Annotated in this window: 22 protein-coding genes; 9 read left to right on the plus strand and 13 right to left on the minus strand. The window is 69.1% G+C overall.

The features are described from left to right. Nucleotides 1-106 precede the first annotated feature (106 nt). Nucleotides 107-1,333, minus strand: a complete 1,227-nt coding sequence (gene hmpA / locus ACF8LI_RS01950) for an NO-inducible flavohemoprotein (protein ID WP_343739836.1) — start codon at nt 1,331-1,333, stop codon at nt 107-109. 120 nt (nt 1,334-1,453) lie between these two features. On the opposite strand from hmpA, the gene norR reads away from it, so the two are divergent. Next, a complete protein-coding gene (gene norR, locus ACF8LI_RS01955) occupies nt 1,454-3,025 on the plus strand; it encodes a nitric oxide reductase transcriptional regulator NorR (RefSeq protein WP_043789212.1) in 1,572 nt (523 codons plus the stop codon). A gap of 124 nt (nt 3,026-3,149) precedes the next feature. Beyond that, nucleotides 3,150-4,331, plus strand: a complete 1,182-nt coding sequence (locus ACF8LI_RS01960) for a Fic family protein (RefSeq protein WP_043789210.1) — start codon at nt 3,150-3,152, stop codon at nt 4,329-4,331. Between the two features lie 9 nt (nt 4,332-4,340). Here ACF8LI_RS01960 and ACF8LI_RS01965 read toward each other — a convergent pair whose 3' ends face one another. The 5 genes from ACF8LI_RS01965 to ACF8LI_RS01985 form a co-directional block, all read right to left on the minus strand. Next, on the minus strand, nt 4,341-5,255 hold the full coding sequence (locus tag ACF8LI_RS01965) for a DMT family transporter (RefSeq protein WP_047219585.1): 915 nt from the start codon (nt 5,253-5,255) through the stop codon (nt 4,341-4,343). Between the two features lie 88 nt (nt 5,256-5,343). Beyond that, nucleotides 5,344-5,763 (minus strand): FKBP-type peptidyl-prolyl cis-trans isomerase, encoded by a 420-nt coding sequence (locus ACF8LI_RS01970; protein WP_016446675.1) that lies wholly within the window; start codon nt 5,761-5,763, stop codon nt 5,344-5,346. Nucleotides 5,764-5,801: 38 nt separating this feature from the next. Continuing rightward, the gene (locus ACF8LI_RS01975) at nt 5,802-6,944 is read right to left on the minus strand and encodes an alanine--glyoxylate aminotransferase family protein (protein ID WP_012203005.1); all 1,143 of its coding nucleotides are present in this window, start codon (nt 6,942-6,944) and stop codon (nt 5,802-5,804) included. A gap of 102 nt (nt 6,945-7,046) precedes the next feature. Next, nucleotides 7,047-10,340, minus strand: a complete 3,294-nt coding sequence (locus ACF8LI_RS01980; protein ID WP_392411878.1) for a carboxyl transferase domain-containing protein — start codon at nt 10,338-10,340, stop codon at nt 7,047-7,049. A gap of 16 nt (nt 10,341-10,356) precedes the next feature. Then, nucleotides 10,357-11,952, minus strand: a complete 1,596-nt coding sequence (locus ACF8LI_RS01985; protein ID WP_392411880.1) for an AMP-binding protein — start codon at nt 11,950-11,952, stop codon at nt 10,357-10,359. 159 nt (nt 11,953-12,111) lie between these two features. Between ACF8LI_RS01985 and ACF8LI_RS01990 the strand changes: the two genes are divergently transcribed. After that, on the plus strand, nt 12,112-12,834 hold the full coding sequence (locus ACF8LI_RS01990; RefSeq protein WP_016446678.1) for a TetR/AcrR family transcriptional regulator: 723 nt from the start codon (nt 12,112-12,114) through the stop codon (nt 12,832-12,834). A 26-nt stretch (nt 12,835-12,860) separates the two neighbouring features. Beyond that, complete coding sequence (locus tag ACF8LI_RS01995) at nt 12,861-14,144, plus strand: branched-chain amino acid ABC transporter substrate-binding protein (RefSeq protein ID WP_016451988.1); 1,284 nt, start codon at nt 12,861-12,863, stop codon at nt 14,142-14,144. A 38-nt stretch (nt 14,145-14,182) separates the two neighbouring features. Here ACF8LI_RS01995 and ACF8LI_RS02000 read toward each other — a convergent pair whose 3' ends face one another. After that, a complete protein-coding gene (locus tag ACF8LI_RS02000) occupies nt 14,183-14,908 on the minus strand; it encodes a YggS family pyridoxal phosphate-dependent enzyme (RefSeq protein ID WP_392411883.1) in 726 nt (241 codons plus the stop codon). A gap of 37 nt (nt 14,909-14,945) precedes the next feature. On the opposite strand from ACF8LI_RS02000, the gene ACF8LI_RS02005 reads away from it, so the two are divergent. From ACF8LI_RS02005 to ACF8LI_RS02020, 4 genes are all read left to right on the plus strand, one after another. After that, on the plus strand, nt 14,946-15,989 hold the full coding sequence (locus tag ACF8LI_RS02005) for a type IV pilus twitching motility protein PilT (protein WP_016450723.1): 1,044 nt from the start codon (nt 14,946-14,948) through the stop codon (nt 15,987-15,989). Nucleotides 15,990-16,020: 31 nt separating this feature from the next. Then, a complete protein-coding gene (locus tag ACF8LI_RS02010; RefSeq protein ID WP_016450724.1) occupies nt 16,021-16,653 on the plus strand; it encodes a cyclic nucleotide-binding domain-containing protein in 633 nt (210 codons plus the stop codon). A gap of 129 nt (nt 16,654-16,782) precedes the next feature. Next, a complete protein-coding gene (locus ACF8LI_RS02015; RefSeq protein WP_016450725.1) occupies nt 16,783-17,919 on the plus strand; it encodes a PilT/PilU family type 4a pilus ATPase in 1,137 nt (378 codons plus the stop codon). 100 nt (nt 17,920-18,019) lie between these two features. Next, complete coding sequence (locus ACF8LI_RS02020) at nt 18,020-18,931, plus strand: NAD(P)-dependent oxidoreductase (protein ID WP_279493536.1); 912 nt, start codon at nt 18,020-18,022, stop codon at nt 18,929-18,931. A gap of 199 nt (nt 18,932-19,130) precedes the next feature. Here the strand turns inward: ACF8LI_RS02020 and ACF8LI_RS02025 are convergent, their stop codons facing one another. From ACF8LI_RS02025 to ACF8LI_RS02035, 3 genes are all read right to left on the minus strand, one after another. Continuing rightward, nucleotides 19,131-19,862, minus strand: a complete 732-nt coding sequence (locus ACF8LI_RS02025; RefSeq protein ID WP_154835992.1) for a BON domain-containing protein — start codon at nt 19,860-19,862, stop codon at nt 19,131-19,133. Next, the gene (locus ACF8LI_RS02030) at nt 19,859-20,467 is read right to left on the minus strand and encodes an SIS domain-containing protein (protein WP_016451992.1); all 609 of its coding nucleotides are present in this window, start codon (nt 20,465-20,467) and stop codon (nt 19,859-19,861) included. Before ACF8LI_RS02030 ends, ACF8LI_RS02025 begins: the two co-directional genes overlap by 4 nt. A gap of 73 nt (nt 20,468-20,540) precedes the next feature. Then, the gene (locus tag ACF8LI_RS02035; RefSeq protein ID WP_016450729.1) at nt 20,541-20,957 is read right to left on the minus strand and encodes a YraN family protein; all 417 of its coding nucleotides are present in this window, start codon (nt 20,955-20,957) and stop codon (nt 20,541-20,543) included. Between ACF8LI_RS02035 and rsmI the strand changes: the two genes are divergently transcribed. Continuing rightward, nucleotides 20,957-21,898 carry a 16S rRNA (cytidine(1402)-2'-O)-methyltransferase gene (gene rsmI / locus ACF8LI_RS02040; protein ID WP_012202992.1) on the plus strand — a complete coding sequence of 314 codons (942 nt, stop codon included), beginning with the start codon at nt 20,957-20,959 and terminating at the stop codon, nt 21,896-21,898. The genes ACF8LI_RS02035 and rsmI overlap by 1 nt on opposite strands. A 167-nt stretch (nt 21,899-22,065) precedes the next feature. On the opposite strand, the gene ACF8LI_RS02045 is transcribed toward rsmI, so the two are convergent. From ACF8LI_RS02045 to ACF8LI_RS02055, 3 genes are all read right to left on the minus strand, one after another. After that, nucleotides 22,066-23,322 carry an Hsp70 family protein gene (locus ACF8LI_RS02045; protein ID WP_280047565.1) on the minus strand — a complete coding sequence of 419 codons (1,257 nt, stop codon included), beginning with the start codon at nt 23,320-23,322 and terminating at the stop codon, nt 22,066-22,068. 116 nt (nt 23,323-23,438) lie between these two features. Continuing rightward, a complete protein-coding gene (locus ACF8LI_RS02050; protein WP_392411886.1) occupies nt 23,439-24,266 on the minus strand; it encodes a VOC family protein in 828 nt (275 codons plus the stop codon). Between the two features lie 25 nt (nt 24,267-24,291). Beyond that, entirely contained in the window at nt 24,292-24,876 is a 585-nt protein-coding gene (locus tag ACF8LI_RS02055; RefSeq protein WP_392411889.1) for an OsmC family protein, read from the minus strand. Nucleotides 24,877-25,055 lie beyond the last annotated feature (179 nt).

Raw genomic sequence — 25,055 nt, forward strand, 5'->3', positions numbered from 1 at the left:
GGACCTTGTCGCACCTCTTGCCACAGAGGTGCTACAAGGGGCGCGACAAAGGCATGCCCGGGGTGCGGCAGAGCCAGAAACCACCCAGGGCAGGCTCCGGCAAAGCCTACTGGAGCGCCTCGGCCGGCCCAAAAAACTCATACCGCACCTGCTCCTGCGGCACCCCCAGGGCCTTCAACGATTCCTTCACCGACCGCATGAACGGCCGAGGCCCCAGGAAGTAGACATCGGCATCCACGGCGGGCAGCCATTCACCCAGCTGGCGGGCGGTCAGCAGGCCCTGCGCATCGACCCCATCGCCCTCCTCCGCCCGGTCATAGCAGTAGTAACGGGTGAGCTGCGGATGCACGGCAGCCAGCGCATCCACATGCTCGCGGAAGGCATGCACCCCGCGCTCGCGTGCGCAGTGGATGAAGACCACGGGCCGCCGGGTCGGCAAGGCCGCGTCCAGCATGGGCAGGGTCGGCGTGATGCCCACGCCGCCGCTGATCAGCACCAGCGGGCGCTCGCCGGGCTGCAGCGTGAAGTGGCCTGCGGGCGGGAACAGCTGCAGCGTGTCGCCGACCTGGACCCGGTCGTGCAGGAAGTTGGAGACCTTGCCACCCGCCTCGCGCTTGACGCTGATGCGCAGGCTGCGCCCGTCTGCAGGTGCGGACAGGGAATAGTTGCGCCGCTGCTCCTGGCCGTCCACCACCAGGCGCAGGCCGATGTACTGGCCGGGCTGGTGGGCGATCACGGGGCCGCCGTCGGCGGGCACCAGGTAGAAGGACGTGATCTCGGCGCTTTCCTGCACCTTGTCCTCGACCACGAAGGCGCGCTCGCCGCGCCAGCCGCCTTCGGCCGCCGCCGTGCGGTCATAGGCCTGGCGCTCGGCGCCGATCAGGATGTCGGCCAGCTGCTGGTAGGCGGCGCCCCAGGCGGCTATGACCTCGTCGGTGGCAATCTCGGCGCCCAGCACTTCGCGGATGGCGCGCAGCAGGCAGGTGCCGACGATGGGGTAGTGCTCGGGCTGCACCTGCAGCGCAACGTGCTTGTTGATGATCTGCGCGGGCAGGTCGCCCAGGGCGTCCAGCCGGTCGATGTGCCTGGCGTACATGAGCACGCTGTAGGCCAGGGCACGCGGCTGGGCGCCGCTTTGCTGGTGGGCCATGTTGAACAGGGCGCGCACCTCGGGGTACTCGCCCAGCATGGTTTGGTAGAAATGCGTGATCAGCGCTTCGCCGCCGGTTTCAAGCAGCGGAACGGTGGATTGGACGATGGCACGTTGGCGGTCGGTCAGCACGGAAAACTCCTTGGGTACGGGAACGGACATGCCCGGTGCGATGTCGGACATGCCTTGACAAAGGCAAGGGCCGTGCCAGTCCCGCGACCCTTGAAGAACAAGGGCTTGGCGTTTCATGCGTCAATATGACTCCCGTCAAATCGAGTCCTTTTGACAGCCATCGCAGTCTTTATGACCACATCCACCGCCCTGCACGCCCTCACCCCCCTGGTGGCCGACCTGGCCCAGGACCTGCCTGAGCGCGAGCGCTTTCGCCGCCTGCTGGCAGCCCTGCGCGCCGTGCTGCCGGCCGATGCCGCCGCCCTGCTGCGCCTGGAAGGCGAGTGGCTGCGGCCCGTGGCCATCGACGGCCTGGTGCCCGATGCGCTGGGCCGGCGCTTTCGCATTGCCGAGCACCCGCGCTTCGCCCAGCTGCTGGCCGCGGGCCAGGCCATGCGCTTTGCGCCAGACAGCCCGCTGCCCGATCCCTATGACGGCCTGGTGGCCCAGGGCCACGGGCCGCTGGAGGTGCACGACTGCATGGGCTGCGTGCTGCAGACCGGCGGCCTGCCCTGGGGCCTTCTCACGCTGGACGCGCTGGACCCGGGGCGCTTTGCCGACCCGGCCGCGCTGGCGGCGCTGCAGGCCTTCAGCAACCTGGCGGCGGCCACCGTGACCACGGCCGAGCGGCTGCGCCGGTTGGCGCGCAGTGCGCGCGCCCTGCCCGCACCCGGCGCCGCCCCGGGGGGCGATTCATCGCGTCCGCTGATCGGCCAGAGCCCGGCCATGCGCGCGCTGCAAAAGGACATCGCCCTGGTCGCGGCCAGCGACCTCAATGTGCTGATCACGGGCGAGACCGGCACGGGCAAGGAACTGGTGGCCCAGGCCGTGCATGCCCAGTCGGCGCGCGCGGGCCGGGCGCTGGTCAGCATCAACTGCGCGGCCCTGCCCGACAACCTGGTCGAAAGCGAGCTGTTCGGCCATGTGCGCGGCGCCTTCACGGGCGCGCTGTCCGAGCGCAGCGGCAAGTTCGAGCAGGCCGACCAGGGCACGCTGTTCCTGGACGAAGTGGGCGAGCTGTCCCTGGCCGTGCAGGCCAAGCTGCTGCGCGTGCTGCAAAGCGGACAGCTGCAGCGCCTGGGTTCGGACCGCGAGCACCATGTGGACGTGCGCGTGATCGCCGCCACCAACCGTGACCTGGCCGCCGAAGTGGCGGCCGGCCGCATGCGCGCCGATTTCTTCCACCGCCTGAGCGTCTATCCGCTGCGCGTGCCCGCGCTGCGCGAGCGCGACAGCGACGTGCTGATGCTGGCCGGCTTCTTCCTCGAGGAAAACCGTTCGCGCCTGGGCCTGGGCGGACTGCGCCTGCACCCCGCTGCGCAATCGGCCTTGCTCGCCCAGGACTGGCCCGGCAATGTCCGGGAACTGGAGCACCTCATCAGCCGCGGCGTGCTGCGGGCGCTCAGCCGTGCGCCCTCCGGCACTCCGGCCGGTAGCCGGGCACGCATGGTCACGCTGGGGCAGGCCGATCTCCGGGATGACGCGCAGCCCCCGGCGACGGCCACCCCGACCCTGCCCGTCCCACAGGTCGCATCGCCCGGCGCCAGCCCCCAAGGCCTGCGCAATGCCGTGGAGAGCTACGAGCGCCAGCTGATCGAGGCCAGCCTGCAGCGCCACCACGGCAGCTGGGCCGCCGCCGCACGCGAGCTGCAGATGGACCGCGCCAACCTGCAGCGGCTGGCGCGGCGGCTGGGACTGGCATGAGGGGTCATGCGGCCGGCCCGCCGCCTTGAGACGAAGGCTTATTTAAGTCTGCTTAACTTGGCTCTCTCGTTATTTAAGAAAAACCGCATTTGCTTAAATAAGCGTCCGAAGCCATAGTCAGCCCATGCCCGATTCCCCTACCAGCCAGCGGCTTGGCCGCTTCATCGAGACATCCGCAGCGGGCGAAAAGGTGCGCGCCTTCGTGCCGCCACCGCTTCCGCCGGAGCCGGCCATCGATGTGCTCGCGCTCCTGGAAAAGCTCAGCCTTGCTGAGCGTGCGCTGGGACGGCTCGATGGCATCACCATGCTGCTGCCCCGCCAGGAGCTGTTCCTCTACATGTACGTGCGCAAGGAGGCCGTGCTTTCTTCGCAGATCGAGGGCACGCAATCGACGCTGTCGGACCTGCTGCGCTTCGAAGCCGAGGCCCAGGCGGGCCAGCCCATCGACGACATCCGCGAAGTTTCGAACTATGTGGACGCGATGATGTACGGACTGGAGCGCCTGCGGGACCTGCCGCTGTCACTGCGCCTGATCCGCGAGATGCATGGCCGGCTGTTGCAAAGCGGACGCGGCGGCACCAAGAGCCCCGGCGAGTTCCGGCGCTCGCAGAACTGGATTGGCGGCACGCGTCCAGGCAATGCCTTGTTTGTGCCGCCGCCTGTCAACGAGCTCGGCCCCTGCCTCGACGCCTTTGAACGCTTCATGCACGAAGATGCCTCCCGCCTGCCCGCCCTCATCAAGGCCGGCCTGCTGCACGTGCAATTCGAGACACTGCATCCGTTCCTCGATGGCAATGGCCGTATTGGCCGCCTGCTGGTCACGCTGTATCTCTGCATCAACGGCGTGCTGAACAAGCCGCTGCTCTACCTCAGCCTATTTCTCAAGACGCACCGGGCCGAGTACTACCGGCTGCTGCAGGAAGTGCGCGAGAACGGCAATTGGGAAGCCTGGCTCGACTTCTTTCTCACCGGCGTGGCACAGACCGCGAACCAGGCCTTCGAGGCCGCCACGCATATCGTCGATCTGTTCAGGCAGGACCGCGAACGCATCGCGACCGAAGGCGAACGCGCCAGCTCCACGCTGCGCATCCACGACCTGTTCCAGCTCAACCCCTTCCTGACGTCCAACCAGCTGGTCCGGCAGACGGGACTGTCCTCGCCCACCGTCAACACGGCGCTCGCCGACTTGCAGCGCCTGGGCATCATCGAGGAAGTGACCGGCCGCAAGCGAGGCCGGGTCTTCAGCTATCAGCGCTATCTTTCCGTGCTCAACGAGGGCACGGATCCGCTACCCCGGCCGGCCTGATCCCTGGCCTCACCGCCTGAGCGACTTCAGCCACCCATACCCGCTCACCAGCAGCACCCCTGCCAGCACCATCAGTGCCCCGGCCAGGAAGTTGGGCTCGATGGGCTCGCTCAGCAGCCAGGCCCCGAAGACCACGCCGAAGATGGGCGTCATGAAAGAGAACACGCCCAGGCGCGAGGCCAGGTATTGCGTGAGCAGCCAGAACCAGACCAGGAAGCTCACGAAGCAGACCAGCACGGACTGGAAGGCCAGGCCGGCCCAGGCCAGGGGCGTGGGCTCGAAGCGGGTCTGGCCCAGCAGGAAGGCGGCGGGCAGCAGCAGCGCAAAGCCGGTGGCCAGCTGGTAGAGCAGGGTCTGCGCGGCGGGCAGCGATGCCAGCCGCGTGGTGCGGATGGCCACCGTGGTGGCGCCCCAGGCCACGCCGGCGGCCAGCGCCAGCAGGTCGCCCAGCAGCATGGCGGCGCCGGCTGCCTTCGAAGGCTTGCCGCCGCCCAGGAAGGCCAGCGCAATGCCGGCAAAGGCCAGCACGATGCCCAGCCATTGCAGCGGCGCCAGGCGCTCCGAGGGCAGCTTCCAGTGCAGGCCCAGCGCCGCGAACACGGGAGCGGAATACAGGAAGACCACCACATGGGCGGCCGAGGTGTGGTTGATGCTCTCGCCCACCAGCAGGAATTCCAGCGCAAACAGCGTGCCCACGGCCAGGCCCGGGCGCCAGCTGCCGTCGCCCCACTGCACGCGCATGCCGCGCCAGCGCATGAACAGCCACACCAGCACGGCGCCCGCGCCCGAGCGCAGCGCGATCTGCAGCGTGGGCGCGATGGCATCGGCCGTGGCCTTGAGCAGGATCTGCTGCAGGCTCCAGATCAGGCACAGCATGAGCATCAGCGCGGCGGCGCGCGCGTCCAGCGGTTTGCGTGGGTCCACGACGTCTTCCTTTCAGCGACCGTGAAAAAGCCGGCCCGCAGGCCGGCTTCGCATCAGGCGGGGGATGGCCCGGCCAGCGGGCCGGCCATCACTTGATGCCCAGCAGTTCCACCTCGAAGTTCAGCGTGGCGTTGGGCGGGATCACGCTGCCCGCGCCACGGCTGCCGTAGGCGATGGAGGGCGGGCAGGTCAGCTTGGCCTTGCCGCCGACCTTCATCTTCTGCACGCCTTCGGTCCAGCAGGGAATCACGCCGGTCAGGGGGAACTCGATGGGCTGGCCGCGCGTGATGGAGCTGTCGAAGTCCTTGCCCGTGTCGGGGAAGTAGCCGCGGTAGTGCACGCGCACCGTGTCGCTGGCCTTGGGGCTGGCGCCTGTGCCTTCCTTGAGGCTTTCATAGACCAGGCCGCTGGCCGTGGTGACGGGTTCGGCCGCATGGGCCGCCACGCCGGTCAGTGCGGCGAGCATCAGGCCGCAGGAGGCGGCCAGGGTGGTGAGGGTCTTGTTCATGAGGGCTCTTTCAATGCAATGTTTGCAGCGGGTTCGGTTCACGCCTTGGCGGGGACACCGATGTCGTCCAGCGCTTTGGCGATGTGGCCGACGGTGCGGTCCACGTTATGCCATTTTTCCAGGCCGAACAGGCCGATGCGGAAGGTCTTGAAGTCCGGGCCTTCGTCGCACTGCAGGGGCACGCCCGAGGCGGTCTGCAGGCCGGCTTCCATGAACTTCTTGCCGCTCTGGATGCCGGGGTCGGTGGTGTAGCTGACGACCACGCCGGGGGCCTTCCAGCCTTCGGCCGCCACGCTGGGAAAGCCGCGCGACTCCAGCAGGGCGCGCACCTTGGCGCCCAGGGCGATCTGCTCGTCGCGCACCTTGGCGAAGCCGTAGGCGCGCGTCTCCAGCATCACGTCGCGCAGGCGGACCAGGGCGTCGGTGGGCATGGTGGTGTGGTAGGCGTGCTGGCCTTTTTCGTAGCCCTCGGCGATCTGCATCCACTTCTTGAGGTCGCAGGAGAAGCTGGAGCTTTGCGTGTGCTCGATGGCTTCGCGCGCGCGCTGCGAGAGCATGACCATGGCGCAGCACGGCGAGCTGCTCCAGCCCTTTTGCGGCGCGCTGATCAGCACGTCCACGCCGGTCTTTTCCATGTCCACCCACATGGCGCCCGAGGCCACGCAGTCCAGCACGAAGAGCGCACCCACCTCGTGCGCGGCATCGGCCACGGCGCGCAGGTAGCTGTCGCTGAGGATGATGCCGCTGGCCGTCTCCACATGGGGCGCGAACACGACCTTGGGCTTCTCGGTGCGGATGGCGGCGGCCACGTCCTCGGCCGCGCAAGGCGCCCAGGGGTCCTGGCTGCCCGGGCCCTGGCGGCGGGCCTTGCAGACCACGGCGCCACCGCCCAGGCCGCCTTCCTCGAAGATCTGCGTCCAGCGGTAGCTGAACCAGCCGTTGCGCACGATGAGCACCTTTTCGCGATTGGCGAACTGGCGCGCCACGGCCTCCATGCCGAAGGTGCCGCTGCCCGGCACCAGCACGGCCGTGTGGGCGTGGTAGACCTCCTGCAGCGTGGTGAGGATGTCCTGCATCACGCCCGCGAAGCGCTTGGACATGTGGTTGAGCGCGCGGTCGGTGTAGACCACCGAGAATTCGAGCAGGCCGTCGGGATCGATATCGGGCAGAAGTCCGGGCATGGGAAGGTCTCCAGAGGCAGCGGGGCCCGCTTGAGCGGGCCCGCCATCGTGTTCGTCGAAAAGAGGATCAGCTTAGCACGCCGCCTGCAGCGTTTTCAGGGCCTACCAGGTGTCCACGAAGCCCGCCTGGGCGGGTGCCACGCGCGCCCCCGCCAGGCCGCGCGACAGCCAGGCGCGCGTGTCGGCGGGGTCGATGACGGCGTCGATCTCCAGCGTGCCGGCCATGTGCATGGCCTCGCCGTGGGCGTACTGCTGGGCCAGCAGCCGGTCGAACAGGGCGTTGCGTTCGGCGCCCTCGGGCAGGGCCTGCAGTTCCTTGCGAAAGCCCAGGCGCACGGCGCCTTCAAGACCCATGGCGCCGAACTCGCCCGTGGGCCAGGCCACGTTGAACACCGGCGCATGGAAGCTGCCCGCCGTCATGCCCATGGCCCCCAGGCCGTAGCCCTTGCGCAGCACCACGCTGAAATACGGCACGCGCAGCTTGGCCGCCGTGACGAACAGGCGGCTGACATGGCGCACCTGGGCCGTCTTCTCGATCTCGGGGCCGACCATGAAGCCGGGCGTGTCCACCAGGCTCACGATGGGCAGGCCATGGGCGTTGCACAGCTGCATGAAGCGCGCGGCCTTGTCGGCCGCATCGGCGTCGATGGCGCCGCCCAGGTGGGAGGGGTTGTTGGCCATCAGCCCCACGGGCCGGCCTTCGATGCGCGCCAGCCCGGTGTGGATGCCTGCGCCAAAGCCCGTGCGCAGCAGCAGCAGGCTGCCTTCGTCCACCAGATGCGCCATGGCCGCACGCGTGTCATAGGCACGCAGCCGGTTCTCGGGCACCACATGGCGCAGGGCGCGCGTGTCGGGCGCGGTCCAGTCCGTGGTGCGGCCCTGGAAGAACGAAAGATAGTGGCGCGCTGCAGCCACGGCCTGGGCCTCGTCCTCGACCAGCACGTCGATCACGCCATTGGCATGCTGGATGCCGCTGGGTCCTATCTCTTCAGGGCGGAACACGCCCAGGCCACCGCCCTCGATCATGGCTGGCCCGCCCATGCCGATGGTGCTGGCGCGCGTGGCGATGATGACGTCGCTGCAGCCCAGCAGGGCTGCATTGCCCGCAAAGCAGCGGCCGTGTGCAATGCCGATCACCGGCACCTGGCCCGACAGGGCCGCATAGGCCGCGAAGGTGTGCACATGCAGGCCGGCGACCACGGGCGTGTCGGTATCGCCGGGCCGCCCGCCGCCGCCTTCGGCGAACAGCACCACGGGCAGCTTCTGCGCCAGCGCAATGCCCAGCATGCGGTCGGTCTTGGCATGGTTGCGCGCGCCCTGGGTGCCGGCCAGCACGGTGGCGTCATAGGCCATGACGACGGCGCGCGAGCGCTCCTGGCCGAACTGCGCGCCGTTGATGGAGCCCATGCCCGTGACCATGCCGTCGGCCGGCGTGTTGGCGATCAGGTCGTCCATGCTGCGCCGGCGCGTCTGCGCGGCAATGGCCAGCGCGCCGTACTCGATGAAGCTGCCCTCATCGCAAAGATCGGCGATGTTCTCGCGCGCGCTGCGGCCGCCCTGGGCATGGCGTTTGGCCATGGCCTCGGGGCGGGCAGTGTCCAGCGTGAAGGCATGGCGGTCGATGACGCGGCGCAGGTCGGCGCGGATGTGGTCCGGGTCCTGGGCGATCTGCTGCGCGCGTGCGTCGGCCTGCACGCCTTCGGCGGCGGCCAGCACCAGCAGGGGCTGGTCCTGGGCCACATAGGCACCGGCCTCGGCCAGCAGTTGGGTGATGGCGCCGGCCTGCGGCGCCAGCAGCACATGCTCCATCTTCATGGCTTCGAGCACGCCCAGCTCGGCACCGGCGGACACGGCATCGCCCACGGCCACGCTCCACTGGACAATGCGCGCCGGCATGGGCGCCGTGAGGGCGCCTTCGGGGATCGGCGCGCCAGCAGCCTCGGCAGTCATCGCAACATCGGCGGCCACGGCCGTGCGGCGCGCGCCTTCGGCCAGCGCCTGGGCGTCCGCCACCAATTCTGGAAGGGCCTCTTCAAGCCAGCGTGTGTGCACGGCCTGCGACGCCATCTCGGGCCGGCCGGCCAGCGCCTGCAGCAGCGGCAGGTTGGTGGCCAGCCCGTCGATGCGGCATTCGTCCAGCGCGCGGCGTGCGCGGCGAAGCACGTCTTCGAAGCGCGGCCGGCTGCTGTGCACGATGAGCTTGGCCAGCAGCGTGTCGTAGTGCGGCGAGGGGCTGGCTCCCGCCACCGCATGCGTGTCGATGCGGATGCCGGGGCCGGCCGGCCACTGCAATGCGCCTATGCGTCCGCTGCCCGGGCGCGAATGGCCTGCGGCATCCAGCGTCTCGGCATTGATGCGCCACTGCATGGCATAGCCGCGCGGCGCGGGGGGTGTCCTGGCATCCAGGCCCAGCTCGCCCAGGTGATCGCCCGCCGCAATGCGGGTCTGGGCCTGCACCAGGTCGATGCCGAAGACTTCCTCGGTGATGGTGTGCTCGACCTGCAGGCGCGGGTTGGCCTCGATGAAGACATAGGGCAGGGAGTCGGAGGCGGCATCGACCAGGAATTCGAAGGTGCCCAGGCTCTCGTAGCCGATCTCGGCGGCCATGCGCAGCGCGTCGCGCGTAATGCGCTCGCGCAGCGGCTGCGCCAGGCTGGGGCTGGGCGCGATCTCCACCAGCTTCTGGAAGCGCCGCTGCAGCGTGCATTCGCGCTCGCCCAGCGCGATGGGGGCGGCGCCGCCGTCGCCCAGGATCTGTACCTCGATATGGCGCGCGCCCGTCATCAGACGCTCCACATAGACACCGTCCACGCCGAAGGCGGCGCGCGCCTCGCTGCGGCAGCGCTCGTAGGCAGCGGGCAGGTCCTCGGCACGCGCCACGGCGCGCATGCCGCGCCCGCCGCCGCCGCCGATGGCCTTGACCATGATGCCGCTGGCACCCCCGGCCTGCTGCGCCTCGAAGAAGGCCTGGGCCTGTTCCAGCGTGACAGCCTCGCTGCTGCCCGGCATCAGCGGCACGCCGCAGCGGCGCGCCAGATCGCGTGCGCGGGCCTTGTCGCCCAGCAGCGCCAGATGGGCGGGTGCAGGGCCGATGAAGCGCAGTCCCGCGTCGGCGCAGGCCTGGGCAAAGCCGGCGTTCTCGCTGAGAAAGCCGTAGCCCGGATGGATGCCGTCGCAGCCGTGCTCGCGCGCAATGCGCAGCAGGTGGGCGCCGTCCAGGTAGGCCGAGGGGCCGCTGGCGTCCAGGGGCACGGCTGCATCGGCAGCGGATACATGGGGCGCCTGCGCATCGTCTGCGGCAAAGACGGCCAGGCTCGGCACACCCAGCTCGCGCAGCGCGCGCACGATGCGCAGCGCGATCTCGCCGCGGTTGGCAATCAGGATCTTCTGGAACATGGGTCTTCGGTCTTTCTCATTGATCGCGCAGCAAGCGACGCAGCACCTTGCCCGCTCCGGTGGCAGGCAGCGCCTCGATGAAACGCACCTCGCGCGGCGCCTTGTAGCGGGCCATGTTCTCGCGCGACCACTGCACCAGGTCCTCGGCCGCGATCTGCTGGCCCGGCCGCGTGACGATGAAGGCGCGCACGACCTCGCCCTTTTGCGGGTCGGGCACGCCGATCACGGCGGCCTGGGCCACGGCCGGGTGCTTGATGAGGATGGCCTCCACCTCCTCGGGGAAGACGCTGTAGCCCGAGACCTTGATCATTTCCTTGAAGCGGCCGATGAAGGTCAGGTAGCCCTCGGCGTCCAAGCGGCCCATGTCGCCCGTGTGGACCCAGCCGTTCTTCAGGGTTCTGGCCGTGGCCTCGGGCTTGTTCCAGTAGCCCTTGAAGTTGCCAGGGCCGCGGATGGTGATCTCGCCCACTTCGCCGGCCGGCAGGGGCTCGCCGGTCTCGGGGTCGATGATGCGCACCTCGTTGCCGGGCAGCGGCTTGCCGTGCGTGCCCCAGCGGATGGCATCGCCGGGCATGGTGGTGTCCATGGTGTGGGTCTCGCTGAGGCCGTAGGCCGCCTCGCTGGAGATGCAGTTCGGGGTGAAGCGCCTCCACTGCCGCGCCAGCTCCTCGGTGTAGGCAATCCCGAAGCTGGTCACCGTGTTGCGGCGCAGCGCGGAAAAGTCCATGGCCTCCACGCCCGGCAGCTGCATCACGGCCACGTTCATGGGCGCGATGCTGTACCACCAGGTCACGCGGTAGCGCTCCAGCGCCTGGGCCACGGCCAGCGGGTCGAAGCGGTGCAGCAGCACGCAGGCGGCGCCGCTGTGCACGGGCATGTTCACGCCCATGGACATGCCGGCAATGTGATAGAGCGGCGCCACGGCCAGCAGCATGTCGCCGGCGTTCACGCCCGTGGCGCTGGAGGCGCCGGCCGTCTTGCTGGCCGCGTTGCCGTAGCTGAGCATGGCGCCCTTGGGCAGGCCCGTGGTGCCCGAGGTATAGGTCATCAGCGAGACATCGTCCATGGCGACATCGACGGGCACGGGCTTGGCGCCGCTGTGCATGACATCCCAGAACGATTCCACGCCCTCGGGCAGCGGCTGCACGGGGACCTGCAGTTCGGGCGGCAGCGCCAGCGTGGCCGATTCAGGAAGCCAGTCGCCATAACGCACGGCCAGCACATACCTGAGCGCCGTGCTGGCGCGCACCTTGTCCACCACGGGCAGCAGCACATCGGCCGCGACGATGACGCGGGCCTGGAGGTCATCGAGCTGGTACTGCAGCTCATGCTCCTTGTTCAGCGGCCCGCAGGGGCAGACGATGGCGCCGACCTTCTGGATGCCGTAGTGCGCCACGATGTACTGCGGGCAGTTGTTCATGAACAGCGCCACGGGCTCTCCCCGGCCCACGCCCAGCGCCTGCAGCCGCGCGGCAAAGGCGTCGCTGGCCGCATCCATCTCGGCCCAGCTGATGTGGCGGCCATACCAGATGTAGGCGTCGCGGCCGGGGTGGTTGCGCGCATTGCGGCGCAGGGCCTCATGCAGGGGAATGAGGGTCTCGGAATCCGCCATGCTTGTCTCCTGGGTGTCTGGCCATCCCGGAACCAGTCCTAAGGGATAGCCTTGATTTGTTTTGGGGTCCAGCGGCTTGCCAATATATACCCGCTGGTAGAACATTGCTACCCATCGGTATAACCATCGCAGCCACCGACGCGACACGAGATTTCCCGCATGCCCAAGCCCCCTGTCACCCCGCGCGGCCGCCAGCGCCTTCCCACGGCCGGCTCCGATGAAAAGCGCGAACGCATCCTCAAGGCGGCCGAAGCCCTGTTCGACCGCAACGGCTACGCCAACACCACGATGGAGCAGATCGTCCAGGCCCTGGGCGTGACCAAGCCCTTCGTCTACTACTACTTCCGCAACAAGCAGGAGATCTTCGAGACCCTGTGCTGGGCACCCACCGAGGCCTGCTTCACGGTGCTGGACTTCGCGGCCGACGATCCGCGCGCCGCGCACGAGAAGGCCGTGGACGGCCTGCAGCGCCTGATCGCGGCCACCATTGCCCACTATCCGGCGGCCTTCTTTCCCTACCGCGAGCCCCAGGCCTTCAGTCCGGCGTACATGAAGGCCTCGCGCACGCTGGCGCGCCAGTTCTACCGCCAGTTCTGCGCGCTGCTCGAAGAAGGCCGCGCCAGCGGCCACCTGGACTTTCGCGAGACACGCATCACCGCCCAGGCCGCCTGCAGCCTGCCGGGCTTTCTCTACAACTGGTACCGCCCAGGCGGCCGCCTGGGCACGGCCGAGATGGTGGCCGAGCTGACCGAGCTGGCAAGCCGCGTGCTGGGCCTGCGCACGGCGCCAGCCACCGCGCCCGAAGCCATTGCCGCATCCCCCGCGAAAAAGACGCCTGCACGGCGCAGCCGGCCCCGGGCCGAGCCGCCCGGCAAGGACTGACGACCATTCCTTCGAGGAGACAAGACATGCCGATCCGCCGCCATTGCATCCGACGATATTCCCAGCCATCCATGGCACTCGCCGCCGCCCTGCTGTGCAGCACGGCCGCCCACGCCCAGGGAACCGACAGCTTCAAGATCGCCTTCATCGATCCGCTGTCCGGCCCCTTCGTCAGCACGGGCGAGCTGATGCGCGACCACGTGCAGTACGCGGTCGAGGACGTGAACGCCAAGGGCGGGCTGTTCAACGGGGCGAAGCTGCAGCTGCTGCAGTTCGACAGCAAGCTCTCGGCCCAGGAAAGCCAGGCCGCGCTGCAGGCGGCCCTAGACCAGGGCGCGCGCGTGGTGGTGACCGGGGGATCGGGCTCGTCGGTGGTGGCAGCCCTGGTGCAGGCGGCCTCGCGCCACAACCAGCGCAATCCGGGCAAGGAGGTGCTGGTGCTCAACCACTCCTCCATCGACCCCGAGCTGACGGGCAAGGCCTGCAGCTTCTGGCATTTCATGTTCGATGCCAACACCGCCATGCGCATGCAGGCGATTGCCAGCTACATCAAGACCCAGCCGGGCATCCGCAAGGTCTACCTGCTCAACCAGGACTACGCCCACGGCAAGCAGTGGGCGGCCTACGGGCGCCAGATGGTGAGCGCGGCCCGGCCCGACATCCAGTTCACGGGCGAGATGCTGCACCCCATAGGCCGCGTCAAGGACTTCGCGCCCTACGTGGCCAAGATCAAGGAAACGGGTGCGGACTCGGTGATCACGGGCAACTGGGGGCAGGACCTGACCCTGCTGCTCAAGTCGGCGGCCGACTCGGGCTATGACCTGCGCTACTTCAACCACAGCGCAGGCGGCATGCCGGGCACGGTGACATCCTTCGCCCAGACCCGCATCGGCCAGCTGACCTGGGTGGCCGAATGGCACCCGGGCCAGGCCGGCCGCCCGCTGGCCGACGCCCGCGCCCAGGAATACAAGGCCCGCATGGGCAAGGACTTCCTGGCCCCGCGCATGGACCTGGTGCCGCGCATGCTGGCCGCCGCCATGGCCAAGGCACAGTCCACCGAACCTGTGAAGATCGCGCTGGCCCTGGAGGACCTGCAGATGGACACCGTGGTCGGCCCCGTGCGCATGCGCGGCAAGGACCACCAGCTGCTGCTGCCCCAGGTGGTCAACACCATCGCGCCCGTGGATGGCAAGCTGGTCAAGACCGGCTGGGAAGGCACGAACTACGGCTTTCGCACCGACGCCGTCTACACGCCCGAGCAGGTGGAGCTGCCCACGGACTGCCAGATGAAGCGGCCAGGCGGGCGCTGAGGCGGCCTGCCCCGCCAGCCAAGCCAGCTACGCCCCGCTCAATGCGGGGCGTAGTTTCGTTGGCCGAAGATGCCGCTGCCCACGCGCACCATGGTCGATCCGGCGGCCACGGCCGCTTCCAGGTCGCCCGTCATCCCCATGGATACCGTGTCGAAGCGCTCCAGCCCCGGCAGGCCGCTGGCGCGGATCTTCGCGAACACGGCCGTGGCGCGGGCATGCACCTCGCGCTGGGCCTCGAAGCCCGGCACATCGTCGGGAATGCTCATCACGCCGCGCAGCACCAGGCGCGGCAGCTGCACGATGGCGGCGGCCAGCTCCAGCGCCTGCTGGGGCGCCACGCCGGCCTTGGTCTCGCCGCCATCCACGTTCAGCTGGATGCAGACCTGCAGCGGCGCCAGGCCTTCGGGGCGCTGGGCCGACAGGCGTTCGGCGATCTTCAGGCGGTCCACGGTCTGGGCCCAGTCGAAATGCTCGGCCACCAGGCGCGTCTTGTTGCTCTGGATGGGGCCTATGCAATGCCATTGCAGGGCCTCGCCGCCCGGCAGGCCCATGGCGCGCACGGCGGCGATCTTGTCCACGCCTTCCTGGATGTAGTTCTCGCCAAAGCTGCGCTCGCCGGCCAGCACGGCCTCGCGCACGGCGTCGGCGCCGAAGGTCTTGGAGACGGACAGCAACTGCACCGAGCCGGCCGCCCGGCCCGCCTGCGCGCAGGCCGAGGCAATCCGTTCGTGAATCTGTTGAAGCTTGTTTTCAATCGTCGTCATAATTGCCGCCAGCGTACCAAACGAGGGAGCGAACTCCGTGGACATCACCCAATTGCTGGCTTTCAGCGTCAAGAACAAGGCCTCCGACCTGCACCTGTCCGCGGGGCTTCCGCCGATGATCCGCGTGCACGGCGATGTGCGCCGCATCAATGTCGATCCGCTGGACCACAAGACCGTCCACGCCATGGTCTACGACATCATGAGCGACTCCCAGCGCAAGGCCTACGAGGAGTTCCTGGAGGTGGACTTCTCGTTCGAGATCGAGGGGCTGGCGCGCTTTCGTGTCAACGCCTTCAACCAGTACCGGGGCGCGGCCGCCGTCTTCCGTACCATTCCCAGCAAGATCCTGACGCTGGAGCAGCTCAACGCGCCGCGCATCTTCGCCGACCTGGCCCTGAAGCCGCGCGGCCTGGTGCTGGTGACCGGCCCCACGGGCTCGGGCAAGTCCACCACGCTGGCCGGCATGGTCAACCACCTCAACGAGACCGAGTACGGCCACATCCTGACGGTGGAGGACCCCATCGAATTCGTGCACGACTCCAAGAAGTGCCTGATCAACCAGCGCGAGGTCGGGCCGATGACGCAGTCGTTCTCGGCCGCCCTGCGCTCGGCGCTGCGCGAGGACCCGGACGCCATCCTGGTGGGCGAAATGCGTGACCTCGAAACCATTCGCCTGGCCATGACCGCGGCCGAGACGGGCCACCTGGTCTTCGGCACTCTGCACACCTCCAGCGCCGCCAAGACCATCGACCGCATCATCGACGTCTTCCCCGCCGAGGAAAAGGAGATGGTGCGCGCCATGCTTTCCGAATCGCTGCAGGCCGTGATCTCGCAGACGCTGTGCAAGACCAAGGACGGCCAGGGCCGCATCGCGGCCCACGAGATCATGCTGGGCACCAGCGCCATCCGCAACCTGATCCGCGAGGCCAAGGTGGCCCAGATGTACTCCACCATCCAGACGAGTCAGAATGTGGGCATGCAGACGCTGGACCAGAACCTGACCGATCTGGTGCGGCGCAACCTGATCAGCCCGGCCGAAGCGCGCGCCAAGGCCAAGATACCGGACAACTTCCCGGGCTGACCGCCACCGGCCCAGCCTCTCGCCACGCGCCATGAAAAGCATTTTCCGCAAGCTGCGAAGCGGCCAGGACCCTTCGGCCCCGGCCTCCGAGTCGGCCTTCTTCACGACCACGCTGGCGGCGCATGGCTTCATGGACCCGCACACGCCTCCCGTTCCCTGGGAGGCGCGCGCCATCGAGGTGGGCGCCACGCGGCTGCCGCGCGGCAGCGTCACCCAGCTGGAGCAGCTGTGGTCGCGCGACCGCTACCTGGGCCAGCTTGACGCAGCCAGCCTGCACCGGCTGAGCGAATACTTCATCTACGCGGCCGTGGCGCCGCAGCGCGACGTGATCCGCCAGGAGGAGAACGGCAGCTTCATGGCGGTGGTGCTGTCCGGCCAGATCGCCGTGGAGCGCCAGCAGCCCTGGGGCGAGCGCATGCGCCTGGCGCAGACACGGCCCGGCGACATCCTCGGCGAGATGTCGCTGCTCGACGGCGGGCCGCGCTTTTCCAGCTGCACCACGCTGACCGACTGCGAGATCGGCGTGCTCAGCGCAGAGGCGCTGGACGAAATGATGGTCAAGGATGCCGCGCTGGCCGCCAAGCTGATGGCGCTGCTGGCGCGCAAGCTCTCGTTCCGGCTGCGTGCCATCAGCGTGCGCCTGGGCGAGGAGCAGCACACTTAGATGGCGAATGAGTCGGCGAATGAGTCGAATATGAGGACGCCTGGCCCATCCGGGCCGGACCGGACCACCTGCACATAACAAAACAACCTGCGCGCCACGACGGTGCGCAATGCCCGGGGGAATACGGCAATGGAAAGAGATCAGGCCACCAAGTTCATCAACGACCTGCTCAAGCTCATGGTCAGCCGCAACGGCAGCGACTTGTTCATCACGGCGGAATTCCCGCCGGCGATCAAGATCGACGGGCGCATCACCAAGGTGTCGCCGCAGCCGCTGTCGCCGGTGCACACGCTGACGCTGGCGCGCTCCGTCATGAGCGACAAGCAGATCGCCGATTTCGAGCGCACCAAGGAGTGCAACTTCGCCATCTCGCCGCCGGGCATAGGGCGCTTTCGCGTCAACGCCTTCATCCAGCAGGGCCGCGTGGGCATGGTGATGCGGACGATTCCGCTGGCCCTGCCCACCATCGACAGCCTGGGCGTACCCCAGGTGCTCAAGGAAGTGACCATGACCAAGCGCGGCCTGTGCATCCTGGTCGGCGCCACGGGCTCGGGCAAGTCCACCACGCTGGCCGCCATGGTGGACTGGCGCAACGAGAATTCCTACGGCCACATCGTGACCATCGAGGACCCCATCGAATTCGTGCACCCGCACAAGAACTGCGTGGTCACGCAGCGCGAGGTGGGCCTGGACACGGACAGCTGGGAAGCAGCGCTCAAGAACTCCCTGCGCCAGGCACCGGACGTGATCCTCATGGGCGAAATCCGGGACCGCGAGACCATGGAGCACGCCATCGCCTTCTCGGAAACCGGCCACCTGTGCCTGGCCACGCTGCACGCCAACAGCGCCAACCAGGCGCTGGACCGCATCGTCAACTTCTTCCCCGAAGAGCGCCGCCCGCAACTGCTGATGGACCTGTCGCTGAACCTGCGCGCCATGGTCTCCCAGCGCCTGCTGCCCAAGCAGGACAGCAAGGGGCGCGTGGCCGCCATCGAGGTGATGCTCAACTCGCCGCTGATCTCCGACCTGATCTTCAAGGGCGAAGTCACCGAGATCAAGGAGATCATGAAGAAAAGCCGCAACCTGGGCATGCAGACCTTCGACCAGGCGCTGTTCGACCTGTTCGAGTCCAACCTCATCACCTACGAGGATGCCCTGCGCAATGCGGACTCGGTCAACGACCTGCGGCTGCAGATCAAGCTGGGCAGCCAGCGCGCCAAGTCGCTGGACCTGGCGGCGGGCACCGAGCATTTCGCCATCGTCTGAACGCGCCTTCAGCGCGCCGAGCCGGGACACCGGCTCCTTCCAGGGCCGCACACCGCGCGCCCCTGCGCCACCCGCTCCCACCACCTCTCAGGAATCCCCCATGTCCGACTCCTCCATCGCCGCCCGCAGCTATGCGGCCATCGCTCCCCTCTCCGTAGCCTTCCTGGGACTGGGCGTCATGGGCTATCCCATGGCCGGCCACCTGGCCACGGCAGGCCACCGCGTCACGGTCTACAACCGCACGCAGGCCAAGGCCCGCGCCTGGTGCGAGGAGTTCAACGGCGGCCATGCGGCCACGCCGCGCGAGGCCGTGGCCGGCGCCGACATCGTGTTCAGCTGCGTGGGCAATGACGATGACCTGCGCTCGGTCGTGCTGGGGCCGGACGGCGCCTTCGCGGGCATGCGCCGCGGCGCCATCTTTGCCGACCACACGACGGCATCGGCCGAAGTGGCGCGCGAGCTGCATGCGGCCGGGCTGGAGCTGGGCCTGCAGTTCATCGACGCACCCGTCTCGGGCGGCCAGGCGGGCGCCCAGAACGGCCAGCTCACCGTGATGTGCGGCGGTGACGAGGCCTCCTTCGCCACCATGCAGCCCGTGGCCATGGCCTTCTCGCGCGCCTGCACGCTGATGGGCGACAGCGGCGCCGGCCAGCTCACCAAGATGGTCAACCAGATCTGCATCGCCGGCCTGGTCCAGGGCCTGTCCGAGGCCATCGCCTTCGGCCAGCACGCGGGCCTGGACATTCCCGCCGTGCTCGACGTCATCGGCAAGGGCGCAGCCCAGAGCTGGCAGATGGACAATCGCGGCCGCACCATGGCCGAGGGCAAGTTCGACTTCGGCTTTGCCGTGGACTGGATGCGCAAGGACCTGGGCCTGGTGCTGGCCGAGGCCCAGCGCAACGGCGCCCGCCTGCCCGTCACGGCCCTGGTGGACCAGTTCTATGCCGATGTGCAGCAGATGGGGGGCAGGCGCTGGGATACCTCCAGCCTCATCAAGAGGCTCACCCCCTGAGCGGCTTATGCCGCTTCCCCCTCTCTACTTGCTTCGCAAGGGAGGGGGACGACACCATCGCTGCGGGGCGGCCCTTGCTTGGTGTCCCTGGCTTTAGGCCCTGCCAGATTCAAGTGCTATGCCCTGAGGAACGAGATCTTCCTATGTCCAAAACAAAAAGCCGGAACATGTTCCGGCTTTTGCTTTCAGGCGGCAGTGATCATTTCACCGGGGTGACGGTGGCGCCCACGGGGGTGGACAGGCTGCTTTCCGTGGGGCTGGAGGGGGCGCGGGCTGCGGCGGCCTTGCCGGAGTCGTCGGTGACCACGGGGGCGGACTGCGGCTGCATGCGGGCCAGTTCGTCCTCGGAGATGACTTCCACCACGCGCACGACCTTGGTCACGTCGTTGATGCCGCGGGCGATCTCGGCGCCGCGCTTGGCTTCGCGCGGGGTGACGATGCCCATCAGGAAGACGACCTTGTTCTCGGTCACGACCTTGAAGGCCGAGGCCTGGATGTCCTTGGCGTCCAGCAGGCTGGCCTTGACCTGGGTGGTGATCAGGGTGTCCTTGGAGCGCTGGCTCAGCGTGGAGGTGAAGGGCGCCACCACCACTTCGTTGAAGACATTGCGCACCGTGGGCTGCTCGCGCACGAGCTTCTCGATGGTCTGGCGGTCGGCCTCGTTGCCGGCCTCGCCGGTCAGCAGCACCTGGCGGTTGTAGCTGGTGACGTTGACATGGGCCTTGTCGCCCAGCACTTCGGAGATGCGGTTGTTGGCGCGCAGCTCGATGCCCTGGTCTTCCACCTGGGTGCCGGTGGTGCGGCGGTCCGCCACCGACATGCCGGCCATCACGGCGCTGCCGCCCACCAGGGCGACGCAGCCCGACAGGGCGGCGCCCAGGGACGCAACGGCGAGCACACCGCAGGCGGCGCGGGACCAACGGAACTTCATAGAGGCATCTCCTGTTCACCAAGTAACTGGGCATCCACGCCGTCGCACAGGCAGTGCAGCACCAGCGTATGGGTTTCGCGCACGCGCGCCGCACGGTCATGCGGCACGCAGATCAGAACATCGGTCTCGCGCACGCGGCCGGCCAGGGAGCCGCCCGTGCGGCCGGTCAGCACCACGGCCATCATGTCGCGCTCATGGGCGGCATCCAGGGCCTCCAGCACGGCCACGTCGTTGCCCGTGGCGGACAGCACCAGCAGCAGGTCGCCGGGCTGGCCCAGGGCGCGTATCTGGCGCGCCAGGTACTGGGTGGCGTTGCCGCCCGAGCCCGTGGCGCCCACGGTGCCCAGCAGGCCGCCGTCGGACACCAGGGCCACGGCGGCCAGCTCAGGCCGGTCGCGCTCGAAACCGGCCACGCACAGGGCGGCGAAGAGCTGGGCGTCGCTGGCCGAGGCGCCAGCGCCGCAGGCCAGGACCTTGCCGCCGCTGGTCACGCAGGCCAGCATGGCCTGTACCGCTGACGCAATGGGCTGGCTCAGCGCCTGGGCGGCCTGGTATTTCAGGTCGGCGCTGTCGATGAAATGCTGTTGGATACGTTGCTCAAGCATGGAGGCCCGATGATAACTGCCGCCCCTGAAGTCTTTCGTAGCCAGGCGTTATTTGTGCTGCAGCGGTAACGGATCAGGCGCCTTCGGCATCAAAGGCGGCCTGCAGCCACTGCACGGCAGGCCCGGCTCCGGGCTCGACCAGCACCACGTCGAAGCGGCACGGCGGCGGCGCGGCCCATCGCATCAGGTAGTGGCGCGCGGCAAACACGATGCGCCGCTGCTTGGTGGCGCCTATGCTGGCGCCGGCACCGCCGAAGGCGCGCGTGCCACGGCTGCGCACCTCGACGAAGACCACGGTGCCGTCGCGCGCCTGCACGATGAGGTCGATCTCGCCGCCGCCGCGCCCCGGCGTCCGATAATTGCGCTCGACCAGACGCAGGCCGGCCGCCTGCAGATGGGCCAGCGCCGCATCCTCGGCCTGCTGGCCCCGGTGCCGGGTCGTGAGGGCAGACGGCCCCGCGCCTGCCGGCTTTTTCGCAAGGAAACCCATTGACTACCTCTTTCGCCACCGCGCTGGGCGCAGCCAAGGATGCTGCGGCATCCCAGCATTATCCGCAGGGCGCCCTCTACGTGGTGGCCACCCCCATAGGCAACCTGGCCGACATCAGCCTGCGCGCCCTGCATGTGCTGCAGCTGGTGGACTGCGTGGCCTGCGAGGACACGCGCCACACCCAGGGCCTGCTGCGCTCCTATGGACTGGACCGCCCCGGCAGCCAGCTGCTGGCCGTGCACCAGCACAACGAGGCCGAGGCGGCACAGCAGATCGTGGCCCGGCTGCAGCAGGGCCAGCGCATCGCCTATGTCAGCGATGCCGGCACGCCCGGCGTCAGCGACCCCGGCGCGCGCCTGTGCGCGGCCGTGCAGGCGGCAGGCCTGCGCTGCATTCCGCTGCCCGGCGCCAGCAGCATCACGGCGGCCATCAGTGTGGCCGGCGCGGTCACACCTTCGCAGGGCGAGGGAGGTTTCGTCTTCGCGGGCTTTCTGCCCACCAAGTCGGCCGAGCGCCTGGCCGCCGTGCAGCAACTGGCGCTGCAGCCGCGCTGCACCGTGCTGCTGGAGGCGCCGCACCGCATTGCCGACCTGGCCGCCGCCCTGGCCACGCTGGGCGAGCGCCCGGTGACGCTGGCGCGCGAGATCACCAAGCAGTTCGAGGACATTGCCACCATGCCCGCCAGCGCGCTGCCGGCCTGGCTGCAGGCCGTGCCCCAGCGCAGCAAGGGCGAGTTCGCCGTGGTGCTGCACCCGGTGGCCCTGGGTGGCGATGAGGCCGACGCCGACGCCCTGCGCGTGCTGCGCCTGCTGCTGGCCGAGCTGCCCACCAAGACGGCCGTGCGCCTGGCCGCCGAGATCACGGGCGCACCGCGCAACCGCCTCTATGACGCCGCGCTGGCGATCAAGCAGGCCGCCGAGGAGGACCCGATAGAGGATTAAGCCCAAGGTGGCAGCACCACAATGGCCTTCACCCTCAGGGACACCGAGCAAGGGCCTACGCCGGCCGCGCCGCCCCGCCGCGAGGGTGTCGCCGGTTGCCCGTACGCCCCCCGCGTAGCGAGAGGGGGCGCCGTGCAACGGGAAGCGGCGCAGCCGCTCAGGGGGACTTATGCGTACGCCAGGCCGGTGGCCACGCCACCGAACAGGTCGCCTTCGACCTGCGGCACGCCGGGGAAGGCCTCTCGCAGCGCATCGCGCAGCGTGCGCAGGGCCGACGAGCCGCCCGTGAGGTAGATGGCGTCCAGCGCCTGGGGCGCCACGCCGGCCAGGCGCAGGCAATCCTGGGCACAGGCCACGACCTGCTGCAGCGGGCCCTGCAGCTGCTCGTGCAGCACCTCGGGCGAGATGGCGGCGGACAGGCCCGATTCCAGCCAGCCCAGTTCGATGGGCGACTCGGCATGGCGCGTGGAGGCCTCGATCTTGGCCTGCTCCACGACGGCAGCCAGGCGGTGGCCTTCGCGCAGTTCCAGCACGTCCATCAGGCGCTTGTGCAGGCGCTGGTCGCTGTAGTCGGTGCGCAGGTTGCGCGCCTCGGCCAGGGCCTTGGGCGAGTACAGCCACTGGATCAGGTGCCAGGTCGAGAGGTCGAAGAACACGCGGCTGGGCACTTCGCGGCCGCTGGGGCCGGTGTGGCGGTAGCCCAGCAGCGGCATGAGCTGGGCCAGGTTGAGCCGGTGGTCGAAGTCCGTGCCGCCGATGTGCACGCCGCTGGTGGCCAGGATGTCGTCGCGGCGGTCGCGGCGGCCGGCCTGCTCGGGCCCCAGGCGCACGACGGTGAAGTCGGAGGTACCGCCGCCGATGTCCACCACCAGCACCACGGATTCCTGCGTGAGGCGCTGCTCGTAGTCCAGCGCGGCGGCGATGGGCTCCATCTGGAAATCCACTTCGCCCAGGCCTGCGGCGCGCGCGGCGTCGGCCAGGGCCTGCTGGGCCTGGCGGTCGCGCTCGGGATGGTCATCCACGAAGTGCACGGGCCGGCCCAGCACCACGCGCTCGGGCAGGCGCCCGTCCAGCGAGGCACGCGCCCGGTCGGCCACGCGGCGAAGGAACAGTCCGATCACATCCTGGTAGCTGACCAGCTGGTCGTGCACGGCCGTCTTTTCCTGCAGCAGCGCGCTGCCCAGCAGGCTCTTGAGCGAGCGCATGAGCCGGCCCGGCTCGCCATCCAGGTACTGGGCCATGGCGTCGCGCCCGAAATGCGTGCTGTGCTCATCCGTATGGAAGAACAGCGCCGTGGGCATGCCGCAGGCATCGCCTTCCAGCGGCAGCAGGCGTGCGGGCTGGCCGGGCACGCGCCAGGCCATGGCGGAGTTGGAGGTACCGAAATCTATGCCCAGCGTGGCAGGAGAGGAAGCAGTCGTCATGGCAAGCGGCGCCGCGCCACGGCAGCCTGCGAAGGCTGCAGCGGCTGCAACGAAAACGCCCACCGGAGTGGGCATGGGTGTCAGCGGGGCGCCATTCTATCGCCCGCGCATTGCGCCTAGGCGGCAGCGGTTTCCCGGGGCAGGGAATCCTGGGCGAGCACGATGCGCACGCCATGCGTGGCGGCCTCGTCCAGTGCCCGTGCAGGCGCAGGCCGCCGCACGTCCAGCCCGATCGCATAAGGGCCTTCGCCGCGCGTGGCCAGCCGGTGGCCCAGGGCGCCCGTGGCCACGCCCTGGGCTGGGGCAGACAGCACCAGCTCGGTGGCGCCCGGCCCCGTGCCCCCCAGCTTCAGCGAGGCGCGGTAGGCGCCGCCATCGGCCGACAGGCGGGCCTCGCCGATGTCGGCGCCCTCGCCCAGCAGCGCGCGCCAGCGCGCCAGGCTGGCCCGCAGGTCATGCACGGCCACGTGCAGCCGGGCCACGCCGGTGGCGCCGTTGGCATGCACGCGCGCATCGCCCTCAGGCACGCGCAGGGCGCGCGGCGTGAGGTCGCCCAGGTCCTGGCTGCGGGCGCGTGCGTTGCGCCAGCGCAGCTGCGCGCCGTCGGGGCGCAGCCGGCCGCCTTCGTAGGGCGCCTCGTAGTCCAGCCCGCGCGCCTGGGCGGCGGAAACCACGGCGCCGGTCTCGGTGGGCAGCAGCGCGAAATCGACAATGCCCTCGCCATGGCGCTGCAGCTGCTGCCACCAGCGTTCCTCGGGCGCGGGCGCCCGCCAGGCGATGAGTTCGAAGTAGGCGCCGTCGGCAAACACCACCAGGGCGTTGTGCGTGGAGCGACCCGGATGCTCGCCGCCGCGCAGCACGTTGAAGCCCAGCGCGGTGTAGTCGGCAATGGAGCGTTCCAGGTCCTGGACCGCGATGACGATGTGGTCGAGTGGCAGGGTCATGGCAGGGGTGCTTTCCGCACGGTGTTCAGGCCGCCAGGCGCGCGGCGGCGCTGGAGTCGGTGTGGCGCACTTCGGCGCGGATGTTCTGCGGATTGCGCAGCAGGTTGAGGATGGGGCAGGTGCGCTCCACGGCCTCGAACAGCGCATCGATCTCGGCGCGGCTGGCCGGCGAGTCGATGTGCACGGTGTAGCCGATCTCATGCGGCCAGATGGGCGTGGCCTCGTGGCCGGGCCTGCCGCCGCGCGGATCGATGATGCCCGTGACCTCGACCTCCAGGCTCTCCACGGGCACCTGTCGCTCGGCCGCCTGGATCAGAAAGATGTGGGTGACGCAGGTGCCCAGCACGCCCAGCTGCAGCTCGGGCGAGCTGGGGCCGAGGTTGTAGCCCGCGAAGTCGGGTGGGCTGTCGCTGATGACCTGGTGCTCGCGTATGCGCAGGCGGCGCACGCCGCTGCGGCCCTCGGCACGCACATGGGCCTTGAGGTGGGCGGGCTGGGCCGTGCCGGCCGCGACGGCGGCGCTGCGGGCGAGCACGGCGGCGCGCTTTTCGGCGAGGTATTCGTTGAGATGGCTCATGGACGGGCTTTCGGTGAAGAAGTACCAGCCCATTGTTGGGACCGCCGCATGCGCGGCAAACAAACGAATCCGTCTGCGCTTATGCACTGGGCAGATATGCGGGGCCCCCATCCCTTAGTCGTTTTCCAAATAACGATGCAACTCAATATATGAGCGCAAATATTTGGCATCGATAGCATGAAAAACATGGAGCCGGTCCTGTGGCCGGCAGT

The organism is Delftia sp. WSY_12 (assembly GCF_043104645.1).
In the GTDB taxonomy this organism is placed as follows: domain Bacteria; phylum Pseudomonadota; class Gammaproteobacteria; order Burkholderiales; family Burkholderiaceae_C; genus Comamonas; species Comamonas tsuruhatensis.

Excerpts from the sequence above, each read along its gene's own strand:
- hmpA (WP_343739836.1), bottom strand. The coding sequence starts at position 1,333 with ATGTCCGACATCGCACCGGGCATGTCCGTTCCCGTACCCAAGGAGTTT.
- norR (WP_043789212.1), top strand. The coding sequence starts at position 1,454 with ATGACCACATCCACCGCCCTGCACGCCCTCACCCCCCTGGTGGCCGAC.
- ACF8LI_RS01960 (WP_043789210.1), top strand. The coding sequence starts at position 3,150 with ATGCCCGATTCCCCTACCAGCCAGCGGCTTGGCCGCTTCATCGAGACA.
- ACF8LI_RS01970 (WP_016446675.1), bottom strand. The coding sequence starts at position 5,763 with ATGAACAAGACCCTCACCACCCTGGCCGCCTCCTGCGGCCTGATGCTC.
- ACF8LI_RS01975 (WP_012203005.1), bottom strand. The coding sequence starts at position 6,944 with ATGCCCGGACTTCTGCCCGATATCGATCCCGACGGCCTGCTCGAATTC.
- ACF8LI_RS01980 (WP_392411878.1), bottom strand. The coding sequence starts at position 10,340 with ATGTTCCAGAAGATCCTGATTGCCAACCGCGGCGAGATCGCGCTGCGC.
- ACF8LI_RS01985 (WP_392411880.1), bottom strand. The coding sequence starts at position 11,952 with ATGGCGGATTCCGAGACCCTCATTCCCCTGCATGAGGCCCTGCGCCGC.
- ACF8LI_RS01990 (WP_016446678.1), top strand. The coding sequence starts at position 12,112 with ATGCCCAAGCCCCCTGTCACCCCGCGCGGCCGCCAGCGCCTTCCCACG.
- ACF8LI_RS01995 (WP_016451988.1), top strand. The coding sequence starts at position 12,861 with ATGCCGATCCGCCGCCATTGCATCCGACGATATTCCCAGCCATCCATG.
- ACF8LI_RS02000 (WP_392411883.1), bottom strand. The coding sequence starts at position 14,908 with ATGACGACGATTGAAAACAAGCTTCAACAGATTCACGAACGGATTGCC.
- ACF8LI_RS02010 (WP_016450724.1), top strand. The coding sequence starts at position 16,021 with ATGAAAAGCATTTTCCGCAAGCTGCGAAGCGGCCAGGACCCTTCGGCC.
- ACF8LI_RS02015 (WP_016450725.1), top strand. The coding sequence starts at position 16,783 with ATGGAAAGAGATCAGGCCACCAAGTTCATCAACGACCTGCTCAAGCTC.
- ACF8LI_RS02020 (WP_279493536.1), top strand. The coding sequence starts at position 18,020 with ATGTCCGACTCCTCCATCGCCGCCCGCAGCTATGCGGCCATCGCTCCC.
- ACF8LI_RS02025 (WP_154835992.1), bottom strand. The coding sequence starts at position 19,862 with ATGAAGTTCCGTTGGTCCCGCGCCGCCTGCGGTGTGCTCGCCGTTGCG.
- ACF8LI_RS02030 (WP_016451992.1), bottom strand. The coding sequence starts at position 20,467 with ATGCTTGAGCAACGTATCCAACAGCATTTCATCGACAGCGCCGACCTG.
- ACF8LI_RS02035 (WP_016450729.1), bottom strand. The coding sequence starts at position 20,957 with ATGGGTTTCCTTGCGAAAAAGCCGGCAGGCGCGGGGCCGTCTGCCCTC.
- ACF8LI_RS02045 (WP_280047565.1), bottom strand. The coding sequence starts at position 23,322 with ATGACGACTGCTTCCTCTCCTGCCACGCTGGGCATAGATTTCGGTACC.
- ACF8LI_RS02050 (WP_392411886.1), bottom strand. The coding sequence starts at position 24,266 with ATGACCCTGCCACTCGACCACATCGTCATCGCGGTCCAGGACCTGGAA.
- ACF8LI_RS02055 (WP_392411889.1), bottom strand. The coding sequence starts at position 24,876 with ATGGGCTGGTACTTCTTCACCGAAAGCCCGTCCATGAGCCATCTCAAC.